Raw genomic sequence first — 9085 nt, forward strand, 5'->3', positions numbered from 1 at the left:
GTGCGCTGGCCGGTGCCGATCCTAGTGGCCAGCTCCGCCGTCGTCATGCTCGGCGCGATCTTCGTGCCGACCTACCGGCAGAACTACGACGATCGGCAGTACCAGCCGGCCAATGCGCCCGCGAATCTTGGTTTTCAGGCTGCCGATCGGCACTTTCCGAAGAGCAAGCTGTTCTCCGAGATGCTGATGATCGAGACCGACCACGACATGCGCAACTCGGCCGACTTCATCTCGATGGACCGGGTCGCCAGGGCGCTGATCCGCCTGCATGGCGTGGCGATGGTGCAGGATATGACCAGGCCCTTGGGCCGGGCGCTTGAGCACGCCAGCATCCCCTACCTGTTCACCACGCAGGGCAGCGGCAACGGGCAGCAACTCCCGTTCAACAGGGAGCAGAACTCCAACACCGACGCGCAGGCCGATATTCAGGCGCACTCCGTCGCGGTCTTGCGCAAGGAGATTGGGTTCTTCCAGAAGGTTTCCGACGAACTGCACCAGACGGTGCTCACCGTGGAGGACCTGGAACGGGTCAGCAACGAGATCAACGAAGAGATCGCGAACGTCGACGATTTCTTCCGTCCGATCAAGGGCTACTTCTATTTTGAGAAGCACTGTTTCGACATCCCGATCTGCTGGTCGTTCAGATCGTTGTTCGACGGGCTCGACCAGATCGACCATCTGGCCGAGGACATCAAGTACGCCAGGGTTTCCCTCGTGGAGGTGGACAAGGCTTTCCCGCAGATCATCGCCCAACTGAAGGCCACCGCCGACGACACGGAAGCCCTGCAGTCGAAGTTGGTCAACAGTTACGGGTCGGCCGACCTGCAGTCCATTCAGACCGAGCAGACCTACGACGATTCGATCAACGTCGGCAACGACTTCGACAAGTCCCGCAGCGATGACTACTTCTACATCCCGCGCGAGGGTTTCGACAACGAGGACGTCAAAGAGGGCATCAAATTGATGATGTCGCCGGACGGCAAGGCGGCCCGGTTCATCGTCACCCACGAGGGCGACGCGATGGGCCCCGAAGGCGTGGAGCATGTCCAACAGTTCCCCGACGCGATAAAGACGATCCTGAAAGAGACATCGCTGGCCGGCGCCCGGGTCTACATCGGCGGTTCGGGGGCCAACGACAAAGACATCAAGCAATACGCGACGTCTGATCTGCTGATCGCGGCGATCGCGGCCTTCGTGCTGATCTTCCTGATCATGTTGTTCATCACGCGAAGTCTGGTGGCGGCCTTGGTGATTCCCGGCACGGTGGCCTTCTCCTACGCCGGAGCGTTCGGGCTGTCCATCCTCTTCTGGCAGCACCTCGTCGGGCTGCACCTGCACTGGCTCGTCCTACCGCTGACGTTCATCATCCTGGTGGCCGTCGGATCGGACTACAACCTGCTGTTGATCAACCGGGTCAAAGAAGAGTTGCACGGCGGAATTCACACCGGTCTGATCCGGGCACTCGGCAGCACCGGCGGTGTGGTCACGTCGGCCGGTTTGGTGTTCGCCTTCACCATGCTGGCCATGCTCACCAGTGATCTGAGAACGATCGGCCAGGTGGGTTCGACCGTGTGCATCGGCCTGTTGCTCGACACGCTCATCGTGCGTTCGTTTGTCGTACCGTCCATCCTGCGGATCCTCGGACCGTGGTTCTGGTGGCCGACGCTGGTGCGTCCCCGCCCGCTGCCGCAGCCCTGACCGGCATTTGGCTAAACGACGAGGCTGGTGGAAAGCGAAGGCCGCAAAATGCTTGCCGCGCAAATTGATGTCCGCGACACCGCGGGGCAACAGCGACGCATCCTCGCTCGTGACAGCCGCACAGATTCCCGCCGACAAGGGCTACCTGAAGATCTGATAAGCGACACAACAGAAGCACTGCCGACGACGGGCATAATCGTGTCGTGACAGCGACCGGCGAAGGGATGCCCAAAACGCGCGCCGGATCGCTACGACCCAGCGAAATGGCGCAGGCGTCGGTGATGGGCGCCCTGTGCGCGGCGATCGCGATCATCGCGGTCGTTCTTCCGCACGCAGGCTGGCTGGGTCTGCTGGGCACCGTGCCGATAGGACTGCTTGCCTATCGGTATCGGATCCGCGTGCCGATCACCGCGACGATCGCCGCTGGTGTGATCTGTTTCTTGGTAGTCGGCTTCAGCGGCTTCTTGACGGTCGCGCTCTGCGCCTACGTCGGCGGCCTGGCCGGAATCGTGACACGCCGCTGCCGCGGCACGCCGACCGTGATCGCCGTGTCGTTTGTCGCCGGTGTCGTCCTCGGCGGGGCCGGCGTCATCGCGTTGACCGTCCTGGCGCGGCTTCGGCAACTGGTCTTCGACACGATCACCGCCACCGTAGACGGAGTCGCGGCGGTGATTGCGCGAGTGCCGCACCTGCAGGCAGGTGCGCAGGAGCTCAAGCGGTTTCTCGCCGAGGCGCTGAATTATTGGCAGTGGCTGGTCCTCGGATACGCGGTCGTCGCGATCATCGGCGCCTCGGTGATCGGTTGGTGGACGCTGTCGCGGGTGCTGCAGCGGCTGGGCAGCATTCCCGATGTGCACAAACTGGACACACCGGTCAGCTGCGGGCCGATCGCGCCGGTCCCGGTGCGGCTGGACGAGGTGCGCTTTCGCTACTCGCATACCGAGCACGACGCGCTGCGTGCGGTCAGCTTGGACGTGCAGACAGGCGAATACGTCGCGGTCACCGGTACCAACGGCTCGGGGAAAACTACGCTGGCACTGATCCTGGCCGGCCGCGAACCGACATCGGGCATCGTTTACCGTCCCGGGGCGATCGGGCTCGGCGAACTCGGCGGCACCGCGGTCGTCATGCAGCACTCGGAAAGCCAGGTGCTGGGCACGCGGGTCGCCGACGACGTGGTCTGGGGACTGCCGCCTGGCAAGACCACTGACGTTGGCCGGTTACTGCATGAAGTCGGACTTGACGGCATGGCCGAGCGCGACACCGGGGGCTTGTCCGGCGGTGAACTGCAGCGCCTCGCCGTGGCCGGGGCGCTGGCGCGGGAGCCGGCGCTGCTCATCGCCGACGAGGTCACCGCGATGGTCGACCAGCAGGGCCGGGATGCGCTGCTCGGCGTGCTGTCCGGTCTCAACGACCGTTACCGAACGACCCTGGTGTACATCACCCATTACACCAACGAGGCCGATGCCGCCGACCGCACGATCAACCTCAGCGCTTCGCTGGATAACACGGCAATGGTCGAGACCGCGGCCGCGCCGGCGCCGACGCTCGCTGTGGGCCACCAATCCAGCGCGCCGATGCTCGAACTCACCGGTGTTGGTCACGAATACGCCAGTGGCACCCCTTGGGCGAAGACCGCGCTGCGCGGTATCAGCTTCACGGTGCATGAGGGCGACGGGCTTCTGATCCACGGCGGCAACGGCTCCGGTAAGTCGACGTTGGCGTGGATCATGGCCGGACTGGCGGCACCGACCACCGGTACCTGTCTGCTCGACGGACGCCCGATTTCTGAGCAGGTCGGTGCGGTCGCGCTGAAATTCCAGGCGGCCCGGCTGCAGTTGATGCGCCCCCGTGTCGCCCTGGAAGTAGCCTCGGCGGCCGGCTTTTCGCCTGACGATCACGCTCGGGTGATCGCGGCGCTGGCCGTCGTCGGCCTGGATGCCGCGGTGGCGAAGCGGCGCATCGATCAGCTCAGTGGCGGCCAGATGCGCCGCGTGGTCCTGGCCGGGTTGCTGGCGCGGTCTCCGCGCATATTGATCCTCGACGAGCCGCTGGCGGGGCTGGACGCCGCCAGCCAACGCGGTCTGCTGCGGCTGCTCGCGGACCGGCGTCGTGACACCGGTCTGACCGTCGTGGTCATTTCACACGACTTTGCCGGACTGGAGGAGCTGTGCCCGCGTACCCTGCACCTGCGCGACGGCGTGCTGGAACCTGCTCCGACCCCGGCACCGGGGGACGTCGTGACCGAGACCACGCCCGCGAAGCATCCGAGCCGCCACTCACGTCGACCCGTTGTGCTGCTGCGACCGGTGCCTGGGCGCTCCGCCATCCACGAGCTGTGGGCCGGCACCAAACTGCTTGTCGTGTTTGGTATCTCGGTGTTGTTGACCTTCTACCCGGGGTGGGTGGCGATTGGGCTGACGGCCGCGCTGGTGGCATCGGCGGTGAGGCTCGCGCATATTCCCCGAGGCGCGCTGCCGTCGGTGCCGCGCTTGGTGTGGATCCTGCTGGCCATCGCCGGTTTCGCTGCAGCGTTGGCCGGTGGCAATCCGGTCATCGGAGTGGGCTCGGTCTCGCTCGGTCTGGGCGGCCTGTTGGATTTTTTGCGCGTCACCTCGCTGTCGATCGTGTTGCTCGGCCTGGGCGCGCTGGTGTCGTGGACTACCAATGTCGCCGAAATCGCGCCCGCGGTAGCCACTTTGGGTCGCTTCCTGCGGCCGCTGCGAATCCCCGTCGATGACTGGTCGGTCGCTTTGGCGCTGGCCCTGCGCACCTTCCCGATGCTCATCGACGAATTCCGGGTGCTGCACGCCGCTCGCCGATTGCGGCCCAAGCGGGCGCCGCGGACCCTTGGGGCCCGTCTGCGGCGCCCGGCGGTGGAGGTGATCGACGTGGTCGTCGCGGTCATCACGGTGACACTGCGGCGCGCCGACGAGATGGGCGATGCGATCACCGCCCGCGGGGGCACCGGCCAGATCTCGGCGGCCTCGTCACGGCCGAAACCTGCCGATTGGGTGGCACTGTCGATCGTCTTGGCGGTGTGCGGGACCGCCTTGGCGGCCGAGCTCGCGTTGGTCTCCGGCCGCTAACCCCAAACGCGCTCAGAATTGTGCCAATGCCGGCACGTCGGCCAACGCACAATCCGGGATGCCTTCGGCCGCGCGCAGCAGAAAGTTGAGTTTCGCGATGCGCTCACCCGACCGCGGTGCGCCGTTCTTCTGAAACGGTGCCCCCAGGCCCACCGCCAGGTCCATCACCACATCGTCGATGACGCCGCCCGAGCGGCCCGACGGGATGGCCAAAACGGCGTTCCGCTTGGCGTATTCGAAGCAGTCCAGGGCTTCGGCGATGGTTCCGACTTGGTTGGGCTTCAGAATGAACCCGTTCACGGCGGACATTTCGACGGCGCGCTGCAAGCGGGCGCTGTTGGTGACGATCAGGTCGTCTCCGAGGATGATCGAGCGCTGCACCGTCTGCACCGCTTTGGCGAATCCGGCCCAGTCATCCCCGTCCAGCAAGTCTTCGATGAACAGCATCGGGAACTCCTGCGATAGTCCCCGGGCATAGTCGATCAAAACCTCTGCGGTCACCCGCTCGCCGTTGAATGCGTATGTCGCAGAGTCGCTGTCGTACACCTCACTCGATGCGCAGTCCAGGGCGAACGCCATGATGTCGGCGCAGCCGGCGCGCTCGACGGCCTCGGCCAGCACCTCCAACACGACGTGCGGGTCGCTCGACGGCGCGATGTATCCGTACGACGACGCCAGCATCGGCGCGCGGCCGAGGCGCTCGGTGAGCACCTCGCCGAGCGTCTCGAACAAGCTCACGCCTTTCTCGACCGCGGACTCAATCGAGTCCGCGCGATAGGGCACGACGAGGAACTCGCTGAAGGTCTGGCGGACGTCGCCGTAGTGACCGCCGTTGATCATGTTGAAGCTGGGCACCGGGACGGTGGCCGGTGGTGGAAGCCCGAGCAGTGCGCCGATGTAGGTGTAGGTAGGTGTGCCGGCCGCGGCGGCGGCCGCCCGTAGCAGTGCGATCGACGTGGAGTAGATCGCGTTGCCGCCGAGTCGGTGCTTGTCGGGCGTGCCGTCGAGTTCGATCATGACCCTGTCCAGGGACCGGGGATCGTCGAGTTCCGCGCCGATGAGGGCGGGGGCAATTTCGTCGGTCACCGCGGCGATGGCGCGGTGCACGCTCAGCCCGTTGTAGAGGGTCCGATCTCCGTCCCGCAGTACGAACGCCTCATGTGAACCCACCGAACTGCCGGTCGGTGAGGCGCCGCGGCCGACAAAGCCGGTGTCCGTGGTGATTTCGACCTCGAGCAGGGGCCGGGCTTTGCAGTCCAGCACTTGGCGGGCGATGACGGATGCGATCTTCATCATCGACCTCCCGGACCCAAAATCTCAGCGTAAGACCGCGCGCCTGAGAGGTCACTGAGAAGTCGCGACCCATCGGTCATTTTCCACCCGTCCCGCTGGGCTAGCGTTTACACAAGTAGTGCTGTAAAAACTCCGAGTGTTCGGATAGAGGGATCCTGAGGGAGGATCTTCATGCGGGCGGTAGTGAACCTGGACCGGTGTGAAGGCAACGCCTTCTGTACGAATATCGCGCCGGACGTTTTCCAGCTCGACGATGACGAGTACGCGGTGGTCATCGTCGACCCGGTACCCGCCGATCAGGAGGCGCTGGTCGGGAAGGCCATCGCCGAGTGCCCGCGCGCCGCGTTATCCCGCGAGGGTTAGCGGGGCGACCGCCTGCCCCAGCCGCCACACCGGTACCACGCACTAACCATGAGGTGACTCGCAGATGCGCTAGCGCGGACGCTAGCGCTTTCGAAAGTCACCTTATCGTTGTGCCGACCGCGGGCCGGGCCTAGCCGTGCTCTTCTTGGATGCCGAACGTGTTGACGGCCAACGCGAGCAAGAGGTATCCGCCGATGGTGAACGTCAGATCCATGCATTGCTGTTGGGTGAACAGCTCGCCCAGTAGATCCCAGGTGGCTTGGCTGATCGTGCTGTCACCGGTGAGATCATCGACGGCCTGGATCACCGCCTGGTCGATGTGGTCGGCGCAGCGGCCGGACCGGATGTCCTCGATCTCGGATTCGGTCAGGCCGGCGCGTAGAGCGATCGGGATGTGGTGTGACCACAGGTAGCCGCAATTGCCGCGGTGCACCACGCGCAGCAGCGCGACTTCGCGCACCCGGGGCGACAGTGTCGATCGGGTGAGCAGGTAAGCATTGAACGGCAGGTAGGCCGCAGTCAGATCGGGGTGCCGGACCATGGTCGACAAAACATTTCCCGCGCCAACGGGATTCGCCCGCTCGGTAGGGATCAGCGAAACCAGCGCCGTGCGGGCCCTCTCGTCCCACTCGTCGGCGGCCAACGGCGTCAGGCGCAGCGGATGCTGGTCGGCTGTGGTCATGCTATTGGATCGGTTCGTCGCCGAGCACCGTGGTGCGCAGCATTTCTCGTTGTGAACCCGGGTCGTACGGGGCGGCGCGGTGCAGCACGCCGCGGTTGTCCCAGATGACCGTGTCGCCGATCGACCAGCTGTGGCTGTAGACCTTGTTGGGCACCGTGGCGCGCTCGAGAAGCTTGTCCAGCAGGGCGCGTCCCTCATCGAGATCCATGCCGACGACGTAATCCGCGGAGGCACCCAGCACCAGCGACTTGCGGCCGCTGCGGTGCGTCCACACCAGGGGATGCTCGTGGGTGCGCCGGGATCGCCAGCGCTGCACCTGTTCCGGCGACGGGTCGGGGTAGACGCGGCGCTGGGAAGCTTCCAGCGAGTGCACCACACGCAGGGCGCCGAACCGCTCCTTCTCCTCGCCCGTCAGGGCGTCGTAGGCGGCGTACGAGTTGGCGAATTCGGTTTCGCCGCCCCATTCGGCGACCTGTACCGCCGACAACACGGTGGCCTTCTGCGGGCATTCGTCACCCAACGGTGTGCAGCCGTCGATGTGCCAGTCGAAGGTGGCCTTCAGGTAGGCGGCCGAGGCGTTCTTGGACTTGTCCAGCGTGATCGGGTAGATGCCGGCCACCGGATGATGGCCGTCGGAGGAATGATCGATGTCGCCCAGGCGACGACAGAAGCCGACCTGGCCCGTCGGGTCGAGTTGCAGATCGCGAAAGACCAGAACCCCGTTGTCTTCCAACGCATCCAGCACCGCTGCACCGACCGAGTCGTCGCTTGCCAGTGCGGCCGGCTCCAGGCCCGCGACCTCGGCGCCGACGGACTCGGTGAGTTTGGTGATGGCGAGCAGACTCATGGTCGCTCCTTTCGGAAAGAGGGACGTATGGTGCGCCGACCATGGGCGTAGCGCTTAGGGCACCGGTCCGCCGGTGCGGATCATGACGGCGTCTGCGGCGTCGACCGGGGCGGGTTGATGCATGATCTCCACGGCCATGGCGACCATGATCAGCGAATAGATCATGTGCAGCAGGTTCAGTGCGTCGTCGGGCACGTTGTCGAGGGGAAACTTGTCGCAGTAGTCGATCGCGTCTTCGAGGCGCGGGAAGAACGCGTCGTAGAAGTCGCGCAGCTGTGGCATCGACGCGTTGACCCGAGCGTCCCAGCGCTCGGTTTCGGTTGCCAGGCACCAGGTTTGGGCGTAGTCCTCCAGCTCGGCGAATGCGCTGGGCAGCATGGTCTGCATGGTCACACTCCTACCGAATCCTGTTCGCGGCGATAGGCTTCGACCCAGTCGACGGCGACCTTGTGCAGATGGCGCACCAGGATCTCCTGGTCGTTGAGGGGAAACTCGTCGACGATGCCGTATTCCAGTGCCGACTGCGTGCCTCCGAGCATCCCGGCGTCTTGCAACGCAAACTCTTTGAGCACCACCGAGGCGACTTCGTGCTCGATACGCTCCCGCACGGTGCGCGCCGGATGGTAGTAGGTGTACGCCTCGAATCGGTGCGTGTTGTGTGAGGTGGGCCAGTACCGGTACAGGAGATACCACCCGCCATAGATCAGGATCTCGATGTTCGGGAAGATCTGGAAATTGCTGATGCCCCAGGGCTCGATCCCCCCGGGATTGAGCCCGGGCGGCAGTTCGCCGATGTCGGGTGTCCGCCACGGTCCCACCAGCCCGCTGCGCGTGGCCCGCTCGATCGGGTACATGTATTCCGGCGGCAACAGCCAGCGGCGCCGCCCGGCCGTGGAGACCAACCGGTGCGGGCCGTCGAGTTGGAAATGCCCGCAGGTGAATCCGGCGTTGAGCTCACGCACCTCGGAGGGCACCTGCTGAGAGTGCAGCGAGGGCACGTGGTAGTACTCCTGGAAGGCATCGGCGAAGATCTTCCAGTTGCTGTTGTTATGGGCGACCCACTGGTAGCGTTCGGTCAGCTTGGCGAACGGGTAGTCGTCGAGGCCGGTGATC

8 protein-coding genes are annotated in these 9085 nt (G+C 65.1%); 3 read left to right on the forward strand and 5 right to left on the reverse strand.

The features are described 5' to 3' along the window. The coding region (locus VFW69_RS21580; RefSeq protein ID WP_526504397.1) for an MMPL family transporter at window positions 1-1698 on the forward strand (1698 nt) is incomplete at its 5' end. Window positions 1699-1922: 224 nt separating this feature from the next. Further along, the gene (locus tag VFW69_RS21585) at window positions 1923-4787 is read left to right on the forward strand and encodes a DUF2232 domain-containing protein (RefSeq protein WP_526504411.1); all 2865 of its coding nucleotides are present in this window, start codon (window positions 1923-1925) and stop codon (window positions 4785-4787) included. Between the two features lie 12 nt (window positions 4788-4799). Here VFW69_RS21585 and eno read toward each other — a convergent pair whose 3' ends face one another. Continuing rightward, entirely contained in the window at window positions 4800-6083 is a 1284-nt protein-coding gene (eno, locus tag VFW69_RS21590; RefSeq protein WP_526504399.1) for a phosphopyruvate hydratase, read from the reverse strand. 168 nt (window positions 6084-6251) lie between these two features. Here eno and VFW69_RS21595 point away from each other — a divergent pair, with 168 nt between their 5' ends. After that, the gene (locus VFW69_RS21595; protein ID WP_526504401.1) at window positions 6252-6443 is read left to right on the forward strand and encodes a ferredoxin; all 192 of its coding nucleotides are present in this window, start codon (window positions 6252-6254) and stop codon (window positions 6441-6443) included. A gap of 130 nt (window positions 6444-6573) precedes the next feature. Here the strand turns inward: VFW69_RS21595 and VFW69_RS21600 are convergent, their stop codons facing one another. The 4 genes from VFW69_RS21600 to VFW69_RS21615 all read right to left on the reverse strand — a co-directional run. Further along, on the reverse strand, window positions 6574-7125 hold the full coding sequence (locus VFW69_RS21600) for a carboxymuconolactone decarboxylase family protein (protein ID WP_526504403.1): 552 nt from the start codon (window positions 7123-7125) through the stop codon (window positions 6574-6576). Between the two features lies 1 nt (window position 7126). Beyond that, window positions 7127-7972, reverse strand: a complete 846-nt coding sequence (locus VFW69_RS21605; RefSeq protein ID WP_526504405.1) for a TauD/TfdA dioxygenase family protein — start codon at window positions 7970-7972, stop codon at window positions 7127-7129. Window positions 7973-8026: 54 nt separating this feature from the next. After that, on the reverse strand, window positions 8027-8365 hold the full coding sequence (locus tag VFW69_RS21610) for a hypothetical protein (protein WP_526504407.1): 339 nt from the start codon (window positions 8363-8365) through the stop codon (window positions 8027-8029). After that, window positions 8362-9085: RHO alpha subunit C-terminal catalytic domain-containing protein (locus VFW69_RS21615; RefSeq protein WP_526504409.1), on the reverse strand; the 724-nt coding region annotated here is incomplete at its 5' end. The genes VFW69_RS21615 and VFW69_RS21610, both read right to left, overlap by 4 nt.

The organism is Mycobacterium sp., from assembly GCF_036273375.1.
GTDB lineage: Bacteria > Actinomycetota > Actinomycetes > Mycobacteriales > Mycobacteriaceae > Mycobacterium.

What these genes read in the sequence shown, in the direction of transcription:
- VFW69_RS21585 (WP_526504411.1), top strand. Translation starts at nt 1,923, where the DNA reads ATGCCCAAAACGCGCGCCGGATCGCTACGACCCAGCGAAATGGCGCAG.
- eno (WP_526504399.1), bottom strand. Translation starts at nt 6,083, where the DNA reads ATGATGAAGATCGCATCCGTCATCGCCCGCCAAGTGCTGGACTGCAAA.
- VFW69_RS21595 (WP_526504401.1), top strand. Translation starts at nt 6,252, where the DNA reads ATGCGGGCGGTAGTGAACCTGGACCGGTGTGAAGGCAACGCCTTCTGT.
- VFW69_RS21600 (WP_526504403.1), bottom strand. Translation starts at nt 7,125, where the DNA reads ATGACCACAGCCGACCAGCATCCGCTGCGCCTGACGCCGTTGGCCGCC.
- VFW69_RS21605 (WP_526504405.1), bottom strand. Translation starts at nt 7,972, where the DNA reads ATGAGTCTGCTCGCCATCACCAAACTCACCGAGTCCGTCGGCGCCGAG.